Below are 21,183 nucleotides of genomic sequence, written 5' to 3'. Positions count from 1 at the left end.
TAATCGGCCGGACGTGCTATTTGACTGAAAAGAGTGAAAGGGAACATACGCTAGTAGCCCCGGCACTTTTCCTTCGTTACTCGGTGTGCGGTCCGCGGCTGGGATCGCATTTGCCAACTAGGAGGAAAAGTAATGATCAAGAAGGTCGTCGCTGCTGCGGCTGCTACTGGTGGTCTGGTTCTCGCCGGCGCGGGTATGGCCGTCGCTGACTCGGGTGCCCAGGGTGCTGCTGTCGGGTCCCCCGGCGTGCTTTCGGGCAACGTCGTCCAGGCCCCGATCCACGTGCCGGTGAACGTGTGCGGCAACACGGTCTCCGTGATCGGGGCGCTGAACCCCGCCTTCGGCAACACCTGCGTCAACAAGTGACGTTGTGCATGAACCCGTGAGGGTCTGAGTCCCGGGTGGCCCCGGAGTGCGCTTCAACGCACTCCGGGGCCACTGGGAATTCGGCTCGCGGCCGGCACATCGTTCCGCGGGCATTCGGTGAAGGTAAAAGGCAGAGGAACGTACCAATGCGTCAGGTAACGAGAAAGAGCCTGATCACCGTGGCGGCCGCGAGTGGTCTGCTGGCCATGAGCAGCGGCAACGCGCACGCCGGCTCAGGGGCCGAAGGGTCCGCGTCGGACTCCCCGGGCGTACTCTCCGGGAATTCCGTGCAGGCTCCCGTGCACGTCCCGGTCAATGTGTGCGGGAACACCGTGAACGTCATCGGTGTGCTCAATCCGGCGATGGGCAACAGCTGCGCCAACGGCTCGAAGAGCTCGGGGCCCGGCAAGAACAACGGCGGCGGATCGACGGCCAAGGGGCGCACGAGCGACTCACCCGGTGTCGGCTCGGGCAACAACGTCCAGGCACCGGTCCACGTGCCGGTGAACGCCTGCGGGAACACGGTCACCGTCGGCGGCCTCGGCAACGCGGCCACGGGCAATGACTGCGCCAACGACTCGACCGGTACGCCGCCGGGGCACGGCCCGGGGAAGCCTCCGGGCAAGCCCGACGAGCCGGGGAAGCCGGGCGAGCCGGGGAAACCGGGTAAGCCCGGAGAGCCGGTGGAGCCCACGCACCCGGGTAAGCCGGGTAAGCCGGGTAAGCCGGGGACTCCGGGCGAACCCACGGAGCCCGGTGTGCCGGCGGACCCGGACGAGCCGGCGGCGCCCGGCAAGCCGGACAGTCCGAACGGCCCGGACACCCAGACCGTCACCCAGCCCAAGGGCAGCGACGTGCTCGCGCAGACCGGCGCCGGTGCTCCGCTCGGCGTGGTGATCCCGGCAGGTGCGGGGCTGCTGCTGGCCGGTGCGGTGCTGTACCGCCGGTCGCGGTCAGCGACGTAAGGCAGGAAATGTGCCGGTACGGCCGGCATGCAACGGAGCGGGCCCCGCGATCGCGGGGCCCGCTCCGTCTTCACCAGGTGGGACGGAGCTGGCGGATGATCCGCCTGCGCAGCCGCACGCGGCGGCTGCCGTCCCGGCGCAGAGTCAGTCGGTCCAACTCCCAGTGTCCGTACTCGGCATGGTCGGTCAGCAGGCGCGTCGCATCCTTGCGGGAGACCCCGCGTGGCACGTACACGTCGACAAATTCGTATTCCGGCATCGCATCTATTGTGCGTCCAGAGCCCGAGTACGGATAGCGTCTGCACTATGTCTGATGCTGCGCAGCCCACCGCTGCCGAGGTACGCGCCGCCGCCGAGGCGGTCAAAGTCGCGCTCGACCGTCACCTCGACGCGGTCGAACGCCGCACCGGGGACGACGACCCTGCCGTCTATGACGCGTTCAACGAGCTTGCCGCGGCCGCCGAGGCGTACGACGAGCGGCTCTACGACCGCTACGACGAGGTCACGCCCTTCGAGATTCCGGGAACCGACGAATCCCTGCCGCCTTACACCGGGCCGGAGGAGCCCAACGCGGTCAGCGTCCTGATCCGCCGCGACTACGCGGTGGTGGAGACCCAGCGGCTGCTCGCGCAGGCGCAGCGGATCGCCGACCTCGACCCGGACGTCGACGCCCCGGCGATCGAGGTGGAGATCGATGCCGAGGTCGGCGCCGAGGAGCGCGGCAACGCGGTGGCGATCGTCGGCGGCAGCGTCCATGCGGCGCTCGGAGTGCTCTTCGGGGAGTACGAACCGGATGAAATCGCTTCCCGGCACAAGGAATTCGGCCTGGAGGAGGGCGACTCCACCCTGTGGGTGGCCGCCTCGGACGACCTGCCTGAGCCGGGGGAGTGGCTGAGCGCCCCCTTCGAGCAGGTCGATCCGCAGCGGGTCGTGTGCCGCTTCGACGTCAGCTCGGTCTTCGACGACGAATTCGACGAGGCCGACGGTCCCGACCAGGTCTGACCGCCGGCCTGCGCCGGGTGTTCGCTACGTCGCCGGTTGCTCGGCCGGGGGCTGGAGCAGGGTGCGCAGGCGTGTGGTGCGCGGCCGGTCCGGGATCTCGGCCACCGCGCGGGGCAGGGCCTGGTCGACACCGTGGACCACGGACAGGTGCCGTTCGCCGCGGCTGAACGCGGTGTAGATCCACGGGCGGCTCAGCGCCGGGGCGGCGTCGCCGGGCAGGACGACCACGACCGCGGGCCACCGCATCCCGGTCGCCTGGTGCGCGGTGAGCGCCCAGGCGTGCCGCACCGCGGTCTCCACTTTCTCCTTGGGTACGACGACGGGTGTGCCCTCGCAGTCGAGGTGCAGGCCGTCGGCGTCTGCCGACACGACCGTGCCGGGCAGCGTCCGGCCGGGCGCCGGGACGTACGCGATCCGGTCTCCCGGGTCGAAGCCGCCGAACCGGCCCGGGCCGGGGTTGAGCCGCTGCTTGAGCGCGGCGTTCAGCGCGCGGGTGCCCGCGGCGCCGCCGTGGCCGGGGGTGATCACCTGGGTCTGGGCCGGGGAGACCCCGAAGGCGCGCGGCACCGAGTCGGCGACCAGCTGGACGGTGCGGTGCACGGCCTCGCCCGCGTCTCGCACGGGGACGATCACCACCTCCTTGCCGGGCGCCTCGACCTGGTTCAGCTCTCCGATCGCGATGCCGGAGACCAGCTCACCGATCGGCCCGGGATCGGGCGTACGCGAGATGACGTACGGGCACGCGCGGGCGGCCAGCAGGTCCGCGAAGACCCGGCCCGCGCCGGCGGACGACAGGACGCCGGGGTCGCCGCTGAGGACGAGCCTGGTGCCGTCCGCCAGCGACTCCACGAGAATCGCGGCGGTCTCGACGTCCAGCTGCGGGGCGTCCAGCACGACCAGCAGATCGAGGGCGAGCGTGCCGTCCTCGTCCCGGCCGGGGCCTTCGGTCCCGGCGACCAGCCCGGCGAGGGTGACGGACGCCGACGCGTCGCCGATCGCGGCGGCGACGCGCCGCTCGCCGTCGGCGCTGTGCGACGCTGCGTACGCCCGCAGGCCGGCCCCGCGTGCGACGGCGACCAGGGCGGCCGGTTCGGCGCGGGCGGTCTCGCCGCCGCTGTGGGCGACCAGGCCGTTCGCCGCGACGGCGCGGATCAGCTCGGCGGCGGAGGGCGGGACGGGCCCCGCGTCCCAGCCAGTGCTTTCCTTCGCTTCGTTCCCGAACGTACTGGCCAGCCGGGCGAGGCCGTCGGCGAGGCTTTCCTCGGCGAGGGCGTACCGCTCGAGCCCCAGCAGAACCTCCACGGGCTCGTCACCCTCGTCGGCTCCGCCGTCCTGGAAGACCAGAACCACACCCTCGGCGACAGCACTCTGGATGGCCTCGTCCGGGTCGGGCACCTTGTGCTCGGCCAGCGCCTTGCGGACGGCGCCGGACTCCAGGGCGGTGTGGCCCTGGACCGCCGCCCGCTCCAGGAGCCAGCCGACGAGCGCCGCCGTCCTGCGCTCGTCGCCGGGACCACACTCCGCGCCGAGCAGGGCGCGGGCGAACCCGTCGGCCTGTTCGGGCCGCACACCCGGTACGGACAGCAGCTGCCAGGGGTCGTCGCGCAGCACCTGCCCGGCCTGCTCCCCGAGGACGCCCGCGACCGCCCCGGCGAGCGCCTCCGGGGCACCGCCCTCGGCCAGCACGGCCCGTACGGAAGCCACGGCCTCGGGCGCGACGGTGACCGCCTCGGCCGCCGGCGCGACCGGAGTGGGAGCCGGAGTGCGCGGGGGCGCGGGCGCGACACGGCGCGGGGCGGGCTCCGCGGACGCGAAGAACGCCTCCCCGGACTTGGTGCCGCTCTCCACGGCCCGTACGGCCGCGAGCAGATCGGCGGCCTGCCCGCTCAGCTTGGCACCGGCCTCGACGGGCGCGGTCTTCTCGGCCTTGCGCCGCTCAATCCGCTCCCGCAACGCCCGCTGAGCAGCAATCTCAGCCTCAGCCTCCGACAACTGCGGCACAACGGCCGCCGCTCCACCCTCCGCCGCGCCTTCCCCGACCCCGTCCGGCCGGCCTGCGGTGCCACCACCGCTGGACAGGTTCCCGTCGAGGGCATCCTCGGAATCCGTCGCGCCCGCGCCGACGGGAGTGCCCGCAGGGCTGTCACCGCCGTCGGCGGACGGCCCTTCGGCGGCTGCCATGTCGGTGCCGGCTGGTTGGCCCGGGGTGTCCTCGGCGGCGGTGGGGTGGGGGGTGTCGGCGGGGTGCACGTGGGTACCTGCGTTCTCGTTCGCGTCCGTCGGGGCCGCTGCCGCACGCGCTTCGGGCTCGGCGGCGGCCACGGCGTCGGATCCGGGGCCGGGCTCGGTGTGGGGCTTCGTGTTGTCCCCGGCGGCTCCCGGCGCCGGGAGCGCGGGTTCGGCAGTCGGCTCGTCGCGGTGCTCGGCCGGGGATCCGGGGGTTGCCCCGGGAAGCGCAGTCACAGCGTGCTCCAGTCCTGGTCGGGATAGCGGTGCACGGGCGCCGACACGTCGTCGAGCGCCTGGCAGATCTCGTCTGGAAGACTAAGCGCCTCCACTGACAATGCTTCCGCGAGCTGCCGCGCGTTGCGCGCGCCCACGATCGGGGCCACCACCCCCGGCCGGTCGCGGACCCACGCGAGGGCCACGTTGAGGGGGGTTGTCGCCAGGCCGTCCGCGGCCGTCGCCACCGCGTCCACGATGCGGCTCGCCGCGTCGTCGAGGTACGGCGCGACGAACCCGGAGAGGTGCTCCGAGCCGCCGCGCGAGTCCGGCGGGACGGAGCGCCGGTACTTGCCCGTGAGTACGCCCCGGCCGAGCGGCGACGACGGCAGCAGTCCGACACCGAGGTCCAGTGCGGCCGGCAGGACCTCACGCTCGACGCCCCGCTGCAGCAGCGAGTACTCCATCTGCGTGCTGGCGAGCCGGGTGCGTACACCGGGCGCCGCGAGCTGCCAGGTGGCGGCCTTCGCCAGCTGCCAGCCGGAGAAGTTGGACACCCCCGCATACCGCGCCCGGCCGCTGCCAACCGCGATGTCGAGCGCCTGGAGCGTCTCGTCGAGCGGCGTCGCCGAGTCGAAGGCGTGCACCTGCCACACATCGACGTAATCCGTGCCGAGCCGCTCCAGCGACGCGTCGAGCGCCGCCAGAAGGTGGCCGCGGGAGCCGTCGAAGCGCCGGTCGGGGTCGGGCACGCTGCCCGCCTTGGTCGCGATGACCAGATCGCGCCGCGGAACGAGCCGTTCCACGAGCTGCCCGAGCAGATACTCCGCGTCCCCGTCGCCGTACACGTCCGCCGTGTCGACGAGCGTGCCGCCCGCGTCCCAGAAGGCCTTCAACAGATCGGCGGCATCGTGCTCGTCGGTGTCCCGGCCCCAGGTGAGGGTGCCGAGCCCGATTCTCGATACGCGCAGGCCCGTGCGGCCGAGATGCCTCTGCTCCATGGGCGCTGAGATTACTGGCCCGGCGGCGGGCCGCAGCAGACCCTGTGGACAACTCCCAACTCGCGCGGGAGCTCGCCGCAGGACGCCCCGCCCCCTGACGGATCGCACCCCCGCGCGTTAGAGTCCCCGGCACAGGGACGTTACTGATCAGTAAAGGGAGTGGCTATGCGGCTCGGCATCAATCTCGGTTACTGGGGCGCCGGGATGGACGGCGACAATCTGGCCGTCGCCCAGGAAGCGGACCGGCTCGGCTACGACGTCTGCTGGGCCGCCGAAGCCTACGGCTCGGACGCCGCCACCGTGCTCTCCTGGGTCGCCGCCCAGACCGAGAACATCGACGTCGGCTCCGCGATCTTCCAGATCCCGGCCCGTGCGCCGGCGATGACCGCGATGACCGCCGCCACCCTCGATTCTCTCTCCGGCGGCCGCTTCCGCCTCGGCCTCGGCGTCTCGGGCCCGCAGGTCTCCGAGGGCTGGTACGGCGTGAAGTTCGACAAGCCGCTGGCCCGCACCCGCGAGTACGTCGAGATCGTCCGCAAGGCCATGACCCGCGAGCGCCTGTCGTACGAGGGACAGCACTGGACGCTGCCCCTGCCCGACGGCCCCGGCAAGCCGCTGAAGCTCACGGTCCACCCGCAGCGCGAGCACATCCCGCTCTACATCGCCGCCATCGGCCCCAAGAACCTGGAGCAGACCGGCGAGATCGCCGACGGCGCGCTGCTGATCTTCCCCTCCGCCGAGCACATCGAGGAGACCGCGCTCCAGCACCTCCGCGCGGGCCGCGAGAAGGCCGGCAAGAGCATGGACGGCTTTGACGTCTGCCCCACCGTGCCGCTCGCGGTCGGCGACGACATCAACGCGCTGGCCGACACGTTCCGCCCGTACACCGCCCTTTACGTCGGCGGCATGGGCAGCCGCAAGCAGAACTTCTACAACCAGCTCGCGCAGCGCATGGGCTACGAGAAGGAAGCCGCCGAGATCCAGGACAAGTACCTGTCCGGCGACAAGAAGGGAGCCGCCGCCGCGATCCCGCACCAGCTGATCGACCAGACGACCCTGCTGGGCTCCGTCGAGCGGATCGCCGAGCGGATGCAGGCGTACGCCGCTGCCGGGGTGACAACGCTGACGCTGGCCCCCGCGGGCTTCACGCTCGACGAGCGGATCGCCGCCCTGCGGGCCGGCGCCGACGCCCTGGAGCTCGCCGGTCTGGCGTAATCCCGCAGGACGAGAAAGCGGGAGAAAAGTCTGCGGCCGTGGTGGGGGCTCGGGGGGTCTTCCCCGCCACGGCCGTCATGCACAACAACGCCTCAGGGCCCGCTGGGGTTACGCCCCCGCACCTCCCAGGGGTTCGTCATTCTGGCTGAGTTGACCGCCGCAGCTGTTGCCTGCCGTCCCGTACCGCTCTTGACTTGTTCTTTGCGGACGTCTGCACGGAGGTACACGGAGGTATTCAGTGATGCTGTCGGCCCGAAGTATTTTTCAGGAGATTCTGGACAAGGACGAGTCTTTCCGGCTCTTTTGCTCCATTGCCGCCAGCGGCGAGAGCCAGGGCGGCTGGGAGAACGGCCGCATCGCGGCTCTGGTGCCCGAGAGCATGAGGCATCTCGCTCCGAAGATCACCCGGCACGGCGCCGACGAGGACAAGCACGGCCGGCTCTTCAACGCCCTGCTCAACAAGCGGGAGCTCGAACCCGTCCCGGTCCCGCCGGAGACCGACTACACGATGCTGCTCGAACAGCGCGGCATCGGCCTCGCCCACGACAAGCTGGGCCGCGACGAGCCGCTGACCGAGCAGGACATCCTCGTCTACCTCTCGCACAGCCGGGTGACCGAACAGCGGGCGGCCGACCAAATGGACATGCTGGTCAAGTACTTCGGCGAGCACCCCGAGGTGGGCAAGCCGATCAGGATGATCTGCCACGACGAGGAGAACCACCTCGCGTACTGCCACGAGGAGCTGCTCCGGCTGGCCCGCGCGGGACACGGCCGTACCATCCAGCGCGTCCTGCGGGAGTGCGCCATGGCGGAGTGCCGCGTCTACCGGGACGTCAGCCTCGCCGTCATGGCCCACATGGGGCGCATCCTGAAGTGGCCGAAGGCCAAGTCCGCCGCGCTCGCCACGGGCATCCACGCCATGTACGCGTACGAGCGCCTCGGCGGCTGGCGGCGCATGGTGAGCCTGACGATGCCGGAACGGCGGGACGCGCTGGGCGGGCCGGCGACGTCCGCGGCCACAACCGCCTGAGCACCGCCGAGCACCGCTGAGAACCGCACCGCACCGCGCAACGGCAGCCGGTCAGAGCCAGCCGCGGCGCTTGAACAGCCGGTACAGGCCGATCTCGCACATCACCATCAGCACGATCACGGCGGGATAGGCCCACACCCAGGTCAGCTCGGGCATGTGATCGAAGTTCATGCCGTAGATCCCCGCGACCATCGTCGGGACCGCGGCCATCGCCGCCCACGCCGAGATCTTCCGCATGTCGTCGTTCTGCCGCACACTCATCTGCGCGAGATGCGCGGACAGAATGTCGGACAGCAGCCGGTCGAGCCCGTCCACCTGCTCGTTCGCGCGGGTGAGGTGGTCGCTGACATCCCGGAAGAAGGGCTGCGCGTGCTCGTCGACGAAGGGCAGACCGGGGTTCGACAGCCGCAGCATCGGCTGGGCGAGCGGCCCCGTCGCGCGGCGGAATTCGAGCACCTGCCGCTTGAAGGTGTAGATCCGCGCGGCGGTGTTTTTCGAATCGCGGCTGAACGGTGCGAACACCTCCGCCTCCAGCTCCTCCAAGTCGGTCTGGAGCTCGGCGCCGACCTCTATGTAGTAGTCGACGACGGCGTCGCTCACGGCGTACAGGACGGCGGTCGGACCGTGCCGCAGTACCTCGGGCTCCGCCTCCAGACGGTGGCGTACGGCGGCCAGCGGGGCGCCCTCCCCGTGCCGCACCGTCACCACGAACGAGTCGCCCACGAAGACCATCAGCTCGCCCGTCGTCACGGTGTCGCTCTCCGGCTCGTAGATCACCGGCTTCAGCACCGCGAAGAGCGAATCGTCGTACACCTCCAGTTTGGGCCGCTGGTGGGCCGACAGCGCGTCCTCGACGGCCAGCGGATGCAACCCGAACTCGCTGCTCACGAGATCGAATTCCTTCTCGGTCGGCTCGTGCAGCCCGATCCACAGGAAGGTGTCCCCGGCGGAGGCGGCCCGTGCCTCGGCGAGGGCGTCGGAGAAATCGGAAGGGCCCTCGGTACGGCACCCTTCCCGGTAGATGGCACAGTCGACGATCACGGCGCGCATTCTCCCCCGGTACGGGCCCGGGCACACCCCGGAGCCGGCTTCGGCCTAGGCTGGCGGCCATGGCCACGCTGATTCTCGTACGCCACGGACGTTCCACCGCCAACACCGCGGGGCTGCTCGCCGGCTGGACGCCAGGTGTCGCGCTCGACGAGCGCGGCGCCGCGCAGGCGGCCGCGCTGCCCGGGCGGCTGGCCGACGTACCGCTCGCCGCAGCCGTCACCAGCCCCCTCGAACGCTGCCGCCAGACCCTTCAGCCGCTGCTCGACGCGCGGCCGGGTCTCCCGCTGTACACCGACGAACGGATAGGGGAGTGCCACTACGGCGACTGGTCGGGCCGCAAGCTCGCCGAGCTCTCCGACGAGCCGCTGATGGCCGCCGTGCAGCAGCACCCCTCCTCGGTGACGTTCCCGGGAGGGGAGTCGATGCGGGCCATGCAGGCGCGCGCGGTCGACGCCGTACGGGACTGGAACGCGCGCATCGAGGCCGAGCACGGCGAGGACGCCGTGTATCTCATGTGCTCTCACGGCGACATCATCAAGTCCGTCGTCGCGGACGCACTCGGGCTTCATCTCGACCTCTTCCAGCGGATTCACGTCGACCCGTGTTCCCTGACGGCCGTCCGGTACACCGCGCTGCGCCCCTTTCTTCTGCGGCTCGGCGACACGGGCGACCTCGCCTCGCTGGCGCCGCGCGAGAGCGGCGACGACGGGGACGCGGCCGTAGGGGGCGGCGCAGGCGCACCGTGATCGATCGGCGCAGTAGGGTGGACGCGCCCCAAGACCGCGCATACAGACGATTTCAGCGCTTGGATGAGTACAAGGGAGATCAGGACGTGTCCCGTCAGGTATTCCTCTACGACCCGCCGGACCGCTTCGTCGCCGGTACGGTCGGGCTGCCTGGACGTCGTACGTTCTTCCTCCAGGCGTCCGCGGCCGGCCGCGTCACCAGCGTCGCCCTGGAGAAGACCCAGGTGGCCGCGCTGGCCGAGCGGATCGACGAGCTGCTGGACGAAGTGGTACGCCGCACCGGGGGCAACGCCCCCGTGCCGGCCGTGGCTCCGGCCGATGTCACTGACAGCGCCCCCCTTGACGCCCCCGTCGAGGAGGAGTTCCGCGTCGGCACCATGGCGCTCGCCTGGGACGGTGAGGAACAGCGCATGATCGTCGAGGCGCAGGCCCTCGTCGAGCTGGACGTGGAGACCGACGAGGATCTCGCGGAGGCCGAGGAACGGCTCCTCCAGGACGAGGAGAACGGCCCGCCGATGCTGCGTGTCCGGCTGAGCGGCGCCCAGGCCAGAGCCTTCGCCAAGCGCGCCCTCGAAGTCGTCAACGCGGGCCGGCCGCCGTGCCCGCTGTGCAGCCTGCCGCTCGACCCGGAGGGACACGTATGCCCGCGTCAGAACGGATACCGCCGGGGAGCGTGACTCCGGCGGACGACGGCCTCCTCACCGTTCTGGCGAAGGGGCAGCTGATGGTGCGCGGACGCGTCCGTGAAGCGTCCAACGCGGTGCTGTACTGCGAGATCGAGTACGAGGGCGTATCGGCGTCCTGCGTGTACAAACCCGTCGCCGGTGAACGGCCGCTGTGGGACTTCCCCGACGGCACACTCGCACAGCGCGAGGTGGCGGCGTACGAGATCTCCGAGGCGACGGGGTGGGGGCTCGTGCCGCCGACTGTGCTGCGGGACGGTCCGTACGGAGAGGGCATGTGCCAGCTGTGGATCGAGACGCCCGAGGAAGGCCCCGACGGCGGTCTGCTGGCCCTCGTGGAGGACGAGGAGCCCGGCGAGGGCTGGAAGGCGATCGCCTTCGCCGAGGTGGGGGAGGGGCGCACGGCGCTTCTCGTGCACGCCGACGATGCGCGTCTGCGGCGCCTGGCGGTCCTGGACGCGGTGATCAATAACGCCGACCGCAAGGGCGGGCATCTGTTGCCGACGGCGGACGGGAAGCTGTTCGGCATCGACCACGGGGTCACGTTCAATGAGCAGGACAAGCTGCGCACGCTGCTGTGGGGGTGGGCGGGGGAGCCGTTGACGGCCGAGGCCCTCGAGGTGGTGGCCCGGCTGGCGGAGGAGCTGGCCGAGGGGCGGCCGCTCGCCACCCGTATGGCCGAACTGATCACCTCGGCGGAGGTGGACGCGCTGCGGGCGCGGGTGACGGCGCTGCGCACGACGGGGCGTCACCCGGAGCCGAGCGGGGAGTGGCCGGCGATTCCTTGGCCGCCGGTGTAGGTGCGGGGTGCGGGGTGCGGCTGCCGCTGCGCGGGGCTTGTCCCCGACCCGCCCCTTCCCGCCGTGACACTCTGCGGCTCCGCCGCGTGGGGGCAAGCCCCAGCCCCCAGACCCCACAGACGCCCTCCGGGAGTGTCTTCAAACGCCGGACGGGCTGGAAATGCTCCCGCACCCCTCCAGCCCCTCCGGCGTTTGAGGAGCGGGGTCTGGGGCGGAGCCCCAGGGGTGGGCAAAGCCCGCCGCAGGCGTCCCGCGCAAGAGTGCGTAACCGGACACGTTTCCGTATCCGGTTCGTATCCGGAACCTGCGTCCGGTTACGCTCAAGGCATGCATGCCTGGCCCGCTTCTGAGGTCCCCGCCCTGCCTGGCAAGGGCCGCGACCTCAAGATCCACGACACCGCGACCAGTGGGTTGGTTTCCCTCGACCCCGGTCCCGTCGCCCGTATCTATGTCTGCGGCATCACGCCGTACGACGCGACTCACATCGGTCACGCGGCGACCTACAACGCGTTCGACCTCGTGCAGCGCGTGTGGCTCGACACCAAGCGGCAGGTTCATTACGTCCAGAACGTCACGGACGTAGACGATCCGCTGCTCGAGCGGGCGATCCGCGACGGACATGACTGGACCGAACTCGCGGAGCGCGAGACCGCGCTCTTCCGCGAGGACATGACCGCCCTGCGGATGCTGCCGCCGCAGCACTACATCGGCGCCGTCGAAGCCATACCCGGCATCGTGCCGCTCATCGAGCGGCTGCGGGACGCGGGCGCGGCGTACGAGCTCGAAGGGGACGTGTACTTCTCCGTCGAGGCCGACCCGCACTTCGGCGAGGTGTCCGGCCTCGACGCCGACGCGATGCGGCTGCTGTCCGCCGAGCGCGGCGGCGACCCGGAGCGCCCGGGCAAGAAGAACCCGCTCGACCCGATGCTCTGGATGGCCGCCCGTGACGGCGAGCCGAGCTGGGACGGCGCCTCGCTGGGCCGCGGCAGGCCCGGCTGGCACATCGAGTGCGTGGCGATCGCACTCGACCACCTGGGCATGGGCTTCGACGTACAGGGCGGCGGCTCGGACCTCGCCTTCCCGCACCACGAGATGGGCGCGTCCCACGCCCAGGCACTGACCGGCGAGTACCCGTTCGCGAAGACGTACGTACACGCCGGAATGGTCGCTCTGAACGGCGAGAAGATGTCGAAGTCCAAGGGCAACCTGGTCTTCGTCTCGAAGCTGCGCCGCGACGGCGTGGACCCGGCCGCCATCCGCCTCACGCTGCTCGCGCACCACTACCGGGCCGACTGGGAGTGGACGGACCAGGTGCTCGAAGACGCCCTGGAGCGGCTCGGCCGCTGGCGCGCGGCCGTGTCCCGGCCTGACGGTCCCTCCGCCGACGGCCTGGTCGAGGAGATCCGCGAGGCGCTCTCCAACGACCTCGACGCCCCGGCCGCCCTCGCCGCCGTGGACCGCTGGGCCGCCGCGCAGGCGTCCGAAGGCGGTACGGACGAAGGCGCGCCCGGTGTCGTCTCGCGCGCCGTCGACGCGCTGCTCGGCGTGGCCCTGTAGTTGTTTTTCGGACCTTCCCGCCCCTGGACCTCTCATGGAGAGGGCCGGGGGCGGTTCCGTGTTCCGGCTTAACGCTGCGGACAAATGCCCTCGTGTGATGAGGTGTTCGCTTTGGTGGAACGCTTGTCGGAAAGGCGACCTCATGCACCGTTCCTTAGATCGTCGAAGACTGCTCACCGCCGGCGCCGCGCTGGGCGGCGCCGCACTGCTGGCCCCGTTCCCGGGCGCGGCCCACGCGGCCACCGGCACCGGAGAGACGTGGCCGGCCAGTTTCCCGCTGCCGGACGGCTTCCAGCCCGAGGGCATCGCCATCGGCTCGCGCCCGTACGCGTACTTCGGCTCCCTGCGCGACGGCTCCGTGTACGCGGCGAGCCTCGCGACCGGCCGTGGCCGGATCATCAGTGAGGGCACGGGCGCGATGTCCGTCGGTCTCAAACTCGACGGCGCGGGGCGCCTGTTCATCGGCGGCGGCTTTTCCCGCCAGATCAGGGTCGTCGACACCCACGGCGGCGCGATCCTCGCGACGTACGACGTCGGCACGCCCACCAGCATGGTCAACGACGTCGTGCTGCGGCCGGGGATCGCCTGGTTCACCGACTCCTTCCGCCCCGTGCTCTACGGGCTGCCGCTCGGGCGCCACGGCGAACTGCCGTCGGCGGACCGGATCATCACCCGGAACCTCACGGGGGAGTGGCTCCAGGGCGCCGACTTCACGGCCAACGGCATTGAGCGCACCCCCGACAGCCGGGCCCTGCTGGTGGTCAATGTGGCCCTGGACGGCGGGGCGCTGATGCGCGTCGACCCGCGTACCGGAGACGCCCGCAAGGTCGACCTCGGCCCGCTCAAGATCCCCAACGGCGACGGCCTCCTGCTGCTCGGCCGCCTCCTGTACGTCGTACAGCAGGCCCAGAGCGCGATCGACGTCGTACGCCTCAACGAGGCCGGTACGAAGGGCGTTCTGGTCACCCGGATCACCGACCCCGGCTTCAGGATCCCCACGACGGCGGCGGCCTGGGGCGACCGGATCTACCTGCCAAACGCTCGCTTCGACGTGGAGCCCATGCCTGGAACCGACTACGACGCGGTGTCCGTAGCCCGGATCTGAGCCCGGACAAGACGACTGAGGGGCGGCGCCGGTCGGCGCCGCCCCGCTTCACTCCTCTGTGGAATCCTCCGGCCCGTCCGCGCCCTCCGGGCGTTCCGGCTCCGCGCGAGGCGGCTTCGGCGGTCTCGTACGGCCGCTGGAGCTGTCGCGCAGGTACGTACCGGAGCCCTCGCTGCCGTCCGTCGCGTGACCGTGGCCGGTGCCCGGCCCACCGCCCGGCCCCCCGCCGGGCCCTGGCCCGCCGTCACGCCGTCGCAGATACCGCTCGAACTCGCGGGCGATGGCCTCGCCCGTCGCTTCGGGAAGCTCCGCGGTGTCCCGCGCCTCCTCCAGCGACTGCACGTACTCCGCGACCTCGCTGTCCTCGGCGGCCAGTTGGTCCACGCCGACCTGCCACGCCCGTGCGTCCTCGGGGAGTTCGCCGAGCGGGATCCGCAGATCGATGAGGTCTTCGAGGCGGTTGAGGAGCGCCAGCGTGGCCTTGGGGTTCGGCGGCTGCGACACGTAGTGCGGCACGGCGGCCCACAGGCTCACGGCAGGAACGCCCGCGTGCGTACAGGCCTCCTGGAGGATTCCCACGATGCCCGTGGGGCCTTCGTACTTGGTCTCCTCCAGATCCATGGTCCGCGCCAGATCCGCGTCCGACGTCACGCCGCTGACCGGCACCGGCCGGGTGTGCGGGGTGTCGCCGAGCAGCGCGCCCAGGATCACGATCATCTCGACGCCCAGTTCGTGGGCGAAGCCGAGGATCTCGTTGCAGTACGAGCGCCAGCGCATGGACGGCTCGATGCCGCGGACCAGGACGAGGTCACGGGGCTTGTCGCCGCCGATCCGTACGACGGAGAGCCGGGTGGTGGGCCAAGTGATCTTGCGGACGCCGCCGTCGATGAACACCGTGGGCCGGTTGACCTGGAAGTCGTAGTAGTCCTCGGCGTCGAGCGCCGCGAAGACCTCGCCCTTCCATTCCCGGTCCAGATGCGCGACCGCGGTGGAGGCTGCGTCGCCGGCGTCGTTCCAGCCCTCGAACGCGGCCACCATGACCGGGTCGATCAGCTCGGGAACCCCCTCGAGCTCGATCACCCAGTGCCCCCTTTCGAAGTTCCCTTGTACACGCACCAACCTTAAGGCTTCCACCAGCGCGGTGACGCCTGATGCGAATGAGGGAAGCGTGCCCTGCGTCCGCCGAATCATTCGAGATCAGAGCCCCGACGTCTGCGGCGCCCCTACAGCGTAGAGCGCAGCCACTGCTCGACGCTCGCGATATGCACCGTCGCCCACGACCTGGCGGCTTCCGCGTCCTGGTCGCGCAGGGCGGCGAGGATCGCGCGGTGCTCGTGGAGCGTACGGCTGACCGCGTCCTCCTGGGTCAGTCCGCGCCAGATACGAGCCCGGGTGGTCGGCCCGGAGAGCCCATCGAGCAGCGAGCACAGCACCGAGTTGCCGGAGCCCTGCACGATGCGGCGGTGGAATTCGAGGTCGCTCGCGACCAGCTCCTCGACGGACGGGTGCGGCCCCAGGGCATCCAACTGGGCGCTCAGTGCGTCCAGTTCCGCCGCGCTGATCCGGGTGGCGGCCATCGCGGTGGCGGCGGGCTCCAGGATGCGGCGTACGGCGAGGAACTCCAGCACCGTGTCGTCCCGGTGGAAGTCCACGACGAAATTCATCGCTTCGAGCAGGAGTTGAGGATCGAGACTGGTGACGTACGTGCCGTCGCCCTGGCGTACGTCGAGGATGCGGATCAGCGACAGGGCGCGTACCGCCTCGCGCAGCGAATTGCGCGACAGTCCCAGCTCGGCGGCGAGTTCGCTCTCCTTGGGGAGGCGGTCGCCGGGGCGCAGGGCCCCCGAGACGATCATTTCCTTGATCTTCTCGATCGCCTCGTCGGTGACAGCCACGGTGGGTCTCCTCATCGCTTCGCTCAGACATTCAGACGTCCGATGTATGGCTCCATTCTGTAGGTACGAAGCGAGCACGAGTAAGCCCGCGACCAAGCCCATGGGTAAGGGGCAGCCACCCTAGGCGGCTGCCCCTTACCAACTTCTGCGCGCGAGGGGCGTCAGGACCTGCGGCCCAGCACGTCCTCGACCTCGGCGCGGACCTCGTCCGTGGCCAGGCCCCGGATCGTCAGCGTCGTACGGCGGCGCAGTACGTCGTCCGCCGTCTCGGCCCACTCGTGGTCGCGGGCGTACACGACCTGCGCCCAGATCTCCGGCGCGTCCGGGTGGATGCGCTCGGCCAGCGCCGCGTCCTCGTTGGCCAGGCGCGCGATGTCGAAGGACAGCGAGCCGTAGTGCGTGGCCAGGTGGCGTGCCGTGTCCGCGGCCATCCGCGGGCCCGGTGTGCCGCCGTCGACGAGCAGCCGGTGGGCGACCGCGTTCGGGTTGGATATGCCCGGCAGCGGCTGCTTCTTCGGCAGGCGCGAGATCGGCTCCATGTCCTCGCCCAGCGGGTGGCCGGGCAGGGCGGCGAGCTTGTTCATGACCGTTCGCCCGATGTGACGGAACGTCGTCCACTTGCCGCCCGCCACCGACAGCATGCCGCCGCGTCCCTCGGTGACCACCGTCTCGCGCTTGGCCTTGGAGGTGTCTCCGGGACCGCCGGGCAGTACCCGCAGACCCGCGAAGGAGTACGTGATCAGGTCGCGGGACAGCTGCTGGTCGCGGATCGAGTAGGCGGCCTCGTCCAGGATCTGGGCGATGTCCTTCTCGTTGACGGCGACGTCCGCCGGGTCGCCCTCGTACTCCTCGTCGGTCGTGCCGAGCAGGAGCTGGTCCTCCCACGGCAGCGCGAAGGTGATGCGGTACTTGTCGATCGGCGTCGCCAGCGCGGCCCGCCAGGGGGCCGTGCGCTTGAGGACCAGGTGCGCGCCCTTGGAGAGCCGGATGGACGGGGCCGCGTCCGGGTTCTCCATCTTGCGCAGGTGGTCGACCCACGGCCCGGTGGCGTTGAGCACCAGGCGGGCCGTGACTCCGAACTCCGAGCCGTCCAGGCGGTCCTTGAGCTCCGCGCCCGTGACCCGCCCGTTGGTGAAGCGCAGCCCGGTGACCTCGGCGTGGTTGAGTACGGTCGCGCCCGACTGGGCGGCGGCACGGACCGTCATCAGGGCCATGCGCGAGTCGTTCATCTGGTCATCGCCGTACACCGCGACGGCCTTGAGGTTTTCCGTACGGAGCTCGGGCACCTCACGCGCGGCCTTCGCCGCGCCGATGACATGGCCGACTCCGTCGCCGAAGGCGGACAGCGCCGAGTAGGCGAAGACGCCCGCGCCCAGCTTGGCCGCGCCGTGCGGCCCGCCCTTGTAGACGGGGAGGTAGAACTTCAGCGGGTTGGCCAGGTGCGGCGCGACGTCCCGGGAGACGGCGCGCCGCTCGAAGTGGTTCTCCGCGACGAGCTTGACCGCGCCGGTCTGGAGGTAGCGCAGTCCGCCGTGGAGCAGCTTGGAGGAGGCGGAGGAGGTGGCGCCGGCGAAGTCGCCGGCGTCCACCAGAGCCACCCGCAGCCCCGACTGAGCGGCGTGCCAGGCAGTGGAGATGCCCAGGATGCCGCCGCCGATCACCAGGAGGTCGTACGTCGCCTTGGAAAGCTGGTCCCGGGTTTCGGCGCGGCTCGTGGTGGAACCGTCGGCCGGGCGCGTCCCGAGGGCGGGGACGCTCTGCAGGGTGGTCATTTTCGTAACTCCTCGTCAGCTCTCGTCGTCGAGCCAGCCCATGGACCGCTCAACGGCCTTGAGCCAGCTCTTGTACTCGCGGTCCCGCGTGGCCGCGTCCATGCGGGGGGTCCACTCGGCGGCCCTGCGCCAGTTGGCGCGCAGCTCGTCGGTGCTGGACCAGAAGCCGACGGCGAGGCCGGCGGCGTAGGCGGCGCCGAGGCAGGTGGTCTCGGCGACCATGGGCCGCACCACCGGTGCGTCCAGGAAGTCCGAGAGCGTCTGCATCAGCAGGTTGTTGGAGGTCATGCCGCCGTCGACCTTGAGGGCCGTCAGCTCGACGCCGGAGTCCTTGGTCATGGCGTCGCTGATCTCGCGGGTCTGCCAGGCGGTGGCCTCCAGGACGGCACGGGCGATGTGCGCCTTGGTGACGTACCGGGTGAGGCCGGCGATCACACCGCGGGCGTCGGGACGCCAGTACGGGGCGAAGAGGCCGGAGAAGGCGGGCACGAAGTACGCGCCGCCGTTGTCCTCCACCGAGGAGGCCAGCGTCTCGATCTCGGCGGCCGACTTGATGAGGCCCATCTGGTCGCGCATCCACTGGACGAGCGCGCCGGTGATGGCGATCGAGCCTTCGAGGGCGTAGACGGGCTTCTGGTCGCCGATCTGGTATCCGACGGTCGTCAGCAGGCCGTTGTACGAATTGACGGGCGTGTCACCGGTGTTCATCAGCATGAAGGTGCCGGTGCCGTACGTCGACTTGGCCTCGCCCTCGGCGAAGCAGGTCTGCCCGAACAGCGCCGCCTGCTGGTCACCGAGCGCCGAGGCGACGGGGACGCCCATCAGCGGGCCGGCCTTGGCGACGCCGTACACCTCGGCGGAGGAACGGATCTCCGGCAGCACGGCGGCCGGGATGTCCATGGACTGCAGGATCTTCTCGTCCCACCGCATCTCGTGCAGGTTCATGAGAAGGGTGCGCGAGGCGTTGGTGACGTCGGTGACGTGTACGCCGCCGTCGGTGCCGCCCGTCAGGTTCCAGATGACCCAGGAGTCCATGGTGCCGAAGAGGATGTCGCCGGCCTCGGCGCGCTCACGCAGGCCCTCGACGTTGTCGAGCAGCCAGCGGACCTTGGGTCCCGCGAAGTACGACGCGAGCGGCAGGCCGGTCTCGCGGCGGAAGCGGTCCTGGCCGACGTTGCGGCCGAGCTCCTTGCAGAGCGCGTCGGTGCGGGTGTCCTGCCACACGATGGCGTTGTGGACGGGCTCACCGGTGTTCTTGTCCCACATCAGCGTGGTCTCGCGCTGATTGGTGATGCCGATCGCCTTGACGTCGGCGGGGGTGATGCCCGCCTTGCTGATCGCGCTGGCGACGACTTCCTGGACGTTGGTCCAGATCTCGGTCGCGTCGTGCTCGACCCATCCCGGCTTCGGGAAGATCTGCTCGTGCTCCTTCTGGTCGACCGCGACGATCCGGCCGTCCTTGTCGAAGACGATGCAGCGGCTGGAGGTGGTGCCCTGATCGATGGCCGCGATGAACGGGCCGGTGCTGTGTACGTCGTTCACGGTGTGCTCCCGGAGGTCTGTAGAGGGTCGGCCGGTCGGCTCAGACAAACGCGATGTTGTAGATACCCGCGGCGATCGCCGCGCCGGCCAGCGGGCCGACGACGGGGATCCAGGCGTAGCCCCAGTCGGAGCCGCCCTTGTTCGGCAGGGGGAGCAGGGCGTGGACGATGCGCGGCCCGAGGTCACGGGCCGGGTTGATCGCGTAGCCGGTCGGGCCACCGAGCGAGAGGCCGATGCCGACCACGACGAGGGCGACCATCAGTCCGCCGACGGCGCCGAGACCCTTGCCGCTGTCATTGAGGCCCTGGGTGAGGACCGCGAGGACGAGCACGACGGTGCCGATGATCTCGGTGGCGAGGTTCTGCCAGACGTTCCGGATCTCAGGACCGGTGGAGAAGATGCCGAGCACGGGGCCGGCCTTGGGTGCGGCCTTCTGGTCGACCAGGCCCTCTTCGGCAGGCTGCTCCGCGAGGATTTCCGGGTCCGTGAGGTGGGCCTGGAACTGGCCGTAGTACGCGATCCAGACCAGGGCGGCGCCGATCATCGCGCCGAGTATCTGGCCGGCGATGTAGACCGGAACGTCGCTCCAGTCGCTGTCCTTGATCGCGATGCCGACGGTGACCGCCGGGTTGAGGTGGGCGCCGGAGAGGCTGCCCGTCATGTAGACGGCAGTCAAGACCGCGAAGCCCCACCCGAAGGTGATGGCGAGCCAGCCGGCGTTCTGCGCCTTCGAGCGCTTGAGCACGACGGCGGCGACGACGCCTGCGCCGAGCAGGATGAGTACGGCGGTACCGATGATCTCGCCGATGAAGATGTCGGAGGTAGACACCCGCGACTCCTTTGTCCTTGCGTCCAGGGGAAAGGCGAACCCCGGGTCCCTCCGGGTGGTTCGCGCCCTCGGTGAGGGCCTAGCCCGGTCCCTTGGCGTTGCCACACTCTAGCGCGTATTGCCGGTAGGTGTTCGGCATTGCCGACCGATGAACGGCAGTTTTGCCCCCGGTTAACACGCACGTCAAGAGTTCTGCGACCGGGTGTCGCGATCGTTACCAGCGTGACAGCAGGGGCGTGACGGGGGGTGGAGCCGCGCCTTAGAAACGCCCGGCGCCCAAGTCCCGGGACACCGCGCGGGCGCAGTCCCGTACGGCCGCGACGAGCTCGCCGCGGAGCTCTCCGCCCTCACCGCAGATCCGCTCCACCGCGCCGGTCACGCCGACCGCGCCGACGGGCATCCGCCGGCGGTCGTGGATGGGGGCGGCGATGGAGGCCACCCCGTCCCAGGTCTCCTCCACGTCGGCGGCCCAGCCGCGCGCCCGGGTCAGGTCGAGCACCTTCTCGAAGTCGTCCGCGTCCGTGATCGTGCGCGGAGTGAAGGTCTTGCGCTCGTTCTCGACGACCTCGTTGTGCGCCACCGGGTCGTACGCGGACAGCACCTTGCCCAGCGCGGAGGAGTGCAGCGGCTGCATCGCGCCGACCTCCAGCACCTGCCGGCTGTCGTCCGGCCGGAAGACGTGGTGGACGATCAGCACGCCCTTCTGGTGCAGTACGCCCAGATAGACGCTCTCGCCGCTGGAGCGGGCCAGGTCGTCGGTCCACACCAGCGCGCGGGCGCGCAGCTCGTGCACGTCCAGATAGGTGCTGCCGAGACGCAGCAGCTCGGCGCCCAGCTGGTAGCGGCCGGAGGCGGAATCCTGTTCGACAAAACCCTCCGCCTGGAGGGTGCGAAGGATGCCGTGCGCCGTACCCTTGGCAAGTCCGAGGGACGAGGCCACTTCGGACAGACCGAGCCTGCGCTCGCCACCCGCGAGCAGGCGCAGCATCGCTGCCGCCCGCTCGAGCGACTGGATGTTCTTCGCCATGCTCGGCCACCTCCACCTCGGTTCGACAATGCTGAACACTATCGGCTCATGCCGACCTGGTGTCACCGACGGGGGTTCACCCCGCGACCGTGAGCAATCAGAGCACGACACCGTCCGCCCCGTGGGACGCCTTCACGCCGCGGACGGGGTCACGGC

20 protein-coding genes are annotated in these 21,183 nt (G+C 70.7%); 10 read left to right on the top strand and 10 right to left on the bottom strand.

Annotated elements, in window-relative coordinates:
* Positions 1–132: 132 nt before the first annotated feature.
* Both chpH and ABZX79_RS03020 read left to right on the top strand, forming a co-directional pair.
* The gene (chpH, locus tag ABZX79_RS03025) at positions 133–366 is read left to right on the top strand and encodes a chaplin ChpH (protein WP_355250606.1); all 234 of its coding nucleotides are present in this window, start codon (positions 133–135) and stop codon (positions 364–366) included.
* Between the two features lie 146 nt (positions 367–512).
* Positions 513–1,331: a chaplin family protein gene (locus tag ABZX79_RS03020; protein ID WP_355250603.1), complete on the top strand. Its 819-nt coding sequence runs from the start codon at positions 513–515 to the stop codon at positions 1,329–1,331.
* 70 nt (positions 1,332–1,401) lie between these two features.
* Here ABZX79_RS03020 and ABZX79_RS03015 read toward each other — a convergent pair whose 3' ends face one another.
* The gene (locus ABZX79_RS03015; RefSeq protein WP_355250600.1) at positions 1,402–1,590 is read right to left on the bottom strand and encodes a DUF5703 family protein; all 189 of its coding nucleotides are present in this window, start codon (positions 1,588–1,590) and stop codon (positions 1,402–1,404) included.
* 47 nt (positions 1,591–1,637) lie between these two features.
* Between ABZX79_RS03015 and ABZX79_RS03010 the strand changes: the two genes are divergently transcribed.
* On the top strand, positions 1,638–2,333 hold the full coding sequence (locus ABZX79_RS03010) for a hypothetical protein (protein WP_355250597.1): 696 nt from the start codon (positions 1,638–1,640) through the stop codon (positions 2,331–2,333).
* A 24-nt stretch (positions 2,334–2,357) separates the two neighbouring features.
* Here ABZX79_RS03010 and ABZX79_RS03005 read toward each other — a convergent pair whose 3' ends face one another.
* Positions 2,358–4,514, bottom strand: coding sequence for a helix-hairpin-helix domain-containing protein (locus ABZX79_RS03005; protein ID WP_355251045.1), 2,157 nt, complete (start codon positions 4,512–4,514; stop codon positions 2,358–2,360).
* Between the two features lie 278 nt (positions 4,515–4,792).
* Positions 4,793–5,776 carry an aldo/keto reductase gene (locus tag ABZX79_RS03000; protein ID WP_355250594.1) on the bottom strand — a complete coding sequence of 328 codons (984 nt, stop codon included), beginning with the start codon at positions 5,774–5,776 and terminating at the stop codon, positions 4,793–4,795.
* A 165-nt stretch (positions 5,777–5,941) separates the two neighbouring features.
* Here ABZX79_RS03000 and ABZX79_RS02995 point away from each other — a divergent pair, with 165 nt between their 5' ends.
* Together ABZX79_RS02995 and ABZX79_RS02990 are read left to right on the top strand one after the other, a co-directional pair.
* Positions 5,942–6,991, top strand: a complete 1,050-nt coding sequence (locus ABZX79_RS02995; protein WP_355250591.1) for an LLM class F420-dependent oxidoreductase — start codon at positions 5,942–5,944, stop codon at positions 6,989–6,991.
* Between the two features lie 241 nt (positions 6,992–7,232).
* On the top strand, positions 7,233–8,021 hold the full coding sequence (locus ABZX79_RS02990) for a ferritin-like domain-containing protein (RefSeq protein ID WP_355250588.1): 789 nt from the start codon (positions 7,233–7,235) through the stop codon (positions 8,019–8,021).
* 51 nt (positions 8,022–8,072) lie between these two features.
* Here ABZX79_RS02990 and corA read toward each other — a convergent pair whose 3' ends face one another.
* Positions 8,073–9,071: a magnesium/cobalt transporter CorA gene (corA, locus tag ABZX79_RS02985; protein WP_355250586.1), complete on the bottom strand. Its 999-nt coding sequence runs from the start codon at positions 9,069–9,071 to the stop codon at positions 8,073–8,075.
* Positions 9,072–9,130: 59 nt separating this feature from the next.
* On the opposite strand from corA, the gene ABZX79_RS02980 reads away from it, so the two are divergent.
* From ABZX79_RS02980 to ABZX79_RS02960, 5 genes are all read left to right on the top strand, one after another.
* Positions 9,131–9,817, top strand: a complete 687-nt coding sequence (locus tag ABZX79_RS02980; protein ID WP_355250583.1) for a histidine phosphatase family protein — start codon at positions 9,131–9,133, stop codon at positions 9,815–9,817.
* 86 nt (positions 9,818–9,903) lie between these two features.
* The gene (locus ABZX79_RS02975; protein ID WP_355250580.1) at positions 9,904–10,494 is read left to right on the top strand and encodes a DUF3090 domain-containing protein; all 591 of its coding nucleotides are present in this window, start codon (positions 9,904–9,906) and stop codon (positions 10,492–10,494) included.
* Positions 10,458–11,300 (top strand): SCO1664 family protein, encoded by an 843-nt coding sequence (locus ABZX79_RS02970; protein ID WP_355250577.1) that lies wholly within the window; start codon positions 10,458–10,460, stop codon positions 11,298–11,300. Before ABZX79_RS02975 ends, ABZX79_RS02970 begins: the two co-directional genes overlap by 37 nt.
* A gap of 327 nt (positions 11,301–11,627) precedes the next feature.
* Positions 11,628–12,857 (top strand): cysteine--1-D-myo-inosityl 2-amino-2-deoxy-alpha-D-glucopyranoside ligase, encoded by a 1,230-nt coding sequence (mshC, locus tag ABZX79_RS02965; RefSeq protein WP_355250574.1) that lies wholly within the window; start codon positions 11,628–11,630, stop codon positions 12,855–12,857.
* A 142-nt stretch (positions 12,858–12,999) separates the two neighbouring features.
* Entirely contained in the window at positions 13,000–13,962 is a 963-nt protein-coding gene (locus tag ABZX79_RS02960) for a superoxide dismutase (RefSeq protein WP_355250571.1), read from the top strand.
* Positions 13,963–14,010: 48 nt separating this feature from the next.
* Here the strand turns inward: ABZX79_RS02960 and ABZX79_RS02955 are convergent, their stop codons facing one another.
* From ABZX79_RS02955 to ABZX79_RS02930, 6 genes are all read right to left on the bottom strand, one after another.
* On the bottom strand, positions 14,011–15,042 hold the full coding sequence (locus ABZX79_RS02955; protein ID WP_355250568.1) for a PAC2 family protein: 1,032 nt from the start codon (positions 15,040–15,042) through the stop codon (positions 14,011–14,013).
* A 143-nt stretch (positions 15,043–15,185) separates the two neighbouring features.
* Complete coding sequence (locus tag ABZX79_RS02950) at positions 15,186–15,857, bottom strand: FadR/GntR family transcriptional regulator (protein WP_355250565.1); 672 nt, start codon at positions 15,855–15,857, stop codon at positions 15,186–15,188.
* A 161-nt stretch (positions 15,858–16,018) separates the two neighbouring features.
* Positions 16,019–17,629: a glycerol-3-phosphate dehydrogenase/oxidase gene (locus ABZX79_RS02945; protein WP_355250562.1), complete on the bottom strand. Its 1,611-nt coding sequence runs from the start codon at positions 17,627–17,629 to the stop codon at positions 16,019–16,021.
* Between the two features lie 15 nt (positions 17,630–17,644).
* Positions 17,645–19,171 (bottom strand): glycerol kinase GlpK, encoded by a 1,527-nt coding sequence (gene glpK / locus ABZX79_RS02940; protein ID WP_355250559.1) that lies wholly within the window; start codon positions 19,169–19,171, stop codon positions 17,645–17,647.
* 40 nt (positions 19,172–19,211) lie between these two features.
* Positions 19,212–20,000 carry an MIP/aquaporin family protein gene (locus tag ABZX79_RS02935; protein ID WP_355250556.1) on the bottom strand — a complete coding sequence of 263 codons (789 nt, stop codon included), beginning with the start codon at positions 19,998–20,000 and terminating at the stop codon, positions 19,212–19,214.
* A 259-nt stretch (positions 20,001–20,259) separates the two neighbouring features.
* Positions 20,260–21,027, bottom strand: a complete 768-nt coding sequence (locus ABZX79_RS02930; protein ID WP_355250553.1) for an IclR family transcriptional regulator — start codon at positions 21,025–21,027, stop codon at positions 20,260–20,262.
* Between the last annotated feature and the right edge of the window lie 156 nt (positions 21,028–21,183).

The sequence above is a fragment of the Streptomyces sp. NPDC002994 genome (assembly GCF_040611155.1).
In the GTDB taxonomy this organism is placed as follows: Bacteria; Actinomycetota; Actinomycetes; order Streptomycetales; family Streptomycetaceae; genus Streptomyces.
Note: the sequence above shows the minus strand (reverse complement) of the source record. Positions and strands in the feature narration are given on the sequence as shown.

What these genes read in the sequence shown, in the direction of transcription:
- corA (WP_355250586.1), bottom strand. Translation starts at nt 9,071, where the DNA reads ATGCGCGCCGTGATCGTCGACTGTGCCATCTACCGGGAAGGGTGCCGT.
- ABZX79_RS03005 (WP_355251045.1), bottom strand. Translation starts at nt 4,514, where the DNA reads ATGGCAGCCGCCGAAGGGCCGTCCGCCGACGGCGGTGACAGCCCTGCG.
- chpH (WP_355250606.1), top strand. Translation starts at nt 133, where the DNA reads ATGATCAAGAAGGTCGTCGCTGCTGCGGCTGCTACTGGTGGTCTGGTT.
- ABZX79_RS03010 (WP_355250597.1), top strand. Translation starts at nt 1,638, where the DNA reads ATGTCTGATGCTGCGCAGCCCACCGCTGCCGAGGTACGCGCCGCCGCC.
- ABZX79_RS03020 (WP_355250603.1), top strand. Translation starts at nt 513, where the DNA reads ATGCGTCAGGTAACGAGAAAGAGCCTGATCACCGTGGCGGCCGCGAGT.
- ABZX79_RS02980 (WP_355250583.1), top strand. Translation starts at nt 9,131, where the DNA reads ATGGCCACGCTGATTCTCGTACGCCACGGACGTTCCACCGCCAACACC.
- mshC (WP_355250574.1), top strand. Translation starts at nt 11,628, where the DNA reads ATGCATGCCTGGCCCGCTTCTGAGGTCCCCGCCCTGCCTGGCAAGGGC.
- ABZX79_RS03000 (WP_355250594.1), bottom strand. Translation starts at nt 5,776, where the DNA reads ATGGAGCAGAGGCATCTCGGCCGCACGGGCCTGCGCGTATCGAGAATC.
- ABZX79_RS02960 (WP_355250571.1), top strand. Translation starts at nt 13,000, where the DNA reads ATGCACCGTTCCTTAGATCGTCGAAGACTGCTCACCGCCGGCGCCGCG.
- ABZX79_RS03015 (WP_355250600.1), bottom strand. Translation starts at nt 1,590, where the DNA reads ATGCCGGAATACGAATTTGTCGACGTGTACGTGCCACGCGGGGTCTCC.
- ABZX79_RS02945 (WP_355250562.1), bottom strand. Translation starts at nt 17,629, where the DNA reads ATGACCACCCTGCAGAGCGTCCCCGCCCTCGGGACGCGCCCGGCCGAC.
- ABZX79_RS02970 (WP_355250577.1), top strand. Translation starts at nt 10,458, where the DNA reads ATGCCCGCGTCAGAACGGATACCGCCGGGGAGCGTGACTCCGGCGGAC.
- ABZX79_RS02930 (WP_355250553.1), bottom strand. Translation starts at nt 21,027, where the DNA reads ATGGCGAAGAACATCCAGTCGCTCGAGCGGGCGGCAGCGATGCTGCGC.
- ABZX79_RS02995 (WP_355250591.1), top strand. Translation starts at nt 5,942, where the DNA reads ATGCGGCTCGGCATCAATCTCGGTTACTGGGGCGCCGGGATGGACGGC.
- ABZX79_RS02990 (WP_355250588.1), top strand. Translation starts at nt 7,233, where the DNA reads ATGCTGTCGGCCCGAAGTATTTTTCAGGAGATTCTGGACAAGGACGAG.